At 57.9% G+C, this 1,322-nt stretch carries 2 rRNA genes; both read right to left on the bottom strand.

Features of this window, described 5'->3' with window-relative positions:
- Positions 1–761 (bottom strand): 23S ribosomal RNA (locus ABGB08_RS54605); the annotation flags it as partial.
- Between the two features lie 444 nt (positions 762–1,205).
- Positions 1,206–1,322 (bottom strand): 16S ribosomal RNA (locus ABGB08_RS54600); the annotation flags it as partial.

The raw sequence follows: 1,322 nt of genomic DNA, 5'->3' as shown, positions 1-1,322 counted from the left end.
GACTCAAACGCCCTATTCAGACTCGCTTTCGCTACGGCTCCCCCACACGGGTTAACCTCGCCACACACCATAACTCGCAGGCTCATTCTTCAAAAGGCACGCAGTCACATCACACACAACCCGAAGGCCATGTACGCTCCTACGGCTTGTAGGCACACGGTTTCAGGTACTATTTCACGACCCCTCACCGGGGCGCTTTTCACCTTTCCCTCACGGTACTTGTCCACTATCGGTCACCAGGGAGTATTTAGGCTTACCAGGTGGTCCTGGCAGATTCACACAGGATTCCTCGAGCCCCGTGCTACTTGGGATCCCCTCAAACAGTCAACAAAGTTTCGCCTACCCGGCTCTCACGGTCTACGGCAGCCCTTCCCAGAGCTTTCGACTACCCCGCTGATTTCTCACTGTCTGTGGTCACGGCAGCAACCACCAGAGGGTCCCACAACCCCACATGCGCAACACCTGCCGGCTATCACACGCATACGGTTTAGCCTCATCCGCTTTCGCTCACCACTACTCACGGAATCACTATTGTTTTCTCTTCCTACGGGTACTGAGATGTTTCACTTCCCCGCGTTACCACCAACCGCCCTATACATTCAAGCGGAGGCAACACCACATGACTGGTGCTAGGTTTCCCCATTCGGACATCCCCGGATCAACGTCTGGTTGGCGACTCCCCGAGGCTTAACGCAGCCTCCCACGTCCTTCATCGGCTCCTGATGCCAAGGCATCCACCGTGTGCCCTAAAAAACTTGGCCACAAAGATGCTCGCGTCCACTATGCAATTCACAAACAACAAACAGCCGACCAGCACAGACCCGCCACCAAACACCCCACAACCCCAACCAGGGCAATGGAACCGGTATGGCAGAAGGCTGGTCCCGTCCAGAAGAAACACCAACCCCCGAAACCGAGGGCTCTCAACACTCAGGCCACCCAACGGTGGCCTGAGTGCCGAACGGTCCGTTTCCTCAGGACCCAACAGTGTGCCCGACCCAGCCAAACCCCCGACCCAGACGTTCCCACTCCCCGACACCCCCTCCGTGAAGAAGGGGAAACCAAGACGGTACTAGCCCGGCAGCGATCCAACCGAACCGAATAGCCAGTGCTCCACTAATGAGCAAGCCGCGCACCAGACATCCGCTGGTGACCGCGACTGGGTCCCTGAAAGGGTGAACCCTCAGGAACCTGATGCTCCTTAGAAAGGAGGTGATCCAGCCGCACCTTCCGGTACGGCTACCTTGTTACGACTTCGTCCCAATCGCCAGCCCCACCTTCGACCGCTCCCCCCCACAAGTGGGTTGGGCCACGGGCTTCGG

It is taken from the genome of Acrocarpospora sp. B8E8, from assembly GCF_039871605.1.
Lineage (GTDB): Bacteria > Actinomycetota > Actinomycetes > Streptosporangiales > Streptosporangiaceae > Acrocarpospora > Acrocarpospora macrocephala.
The sequence above is the reverse complement of the archived record's forward strand: the minus strand, read 5'-3'. Positions and strand labels throughout refer to the sequence as shown.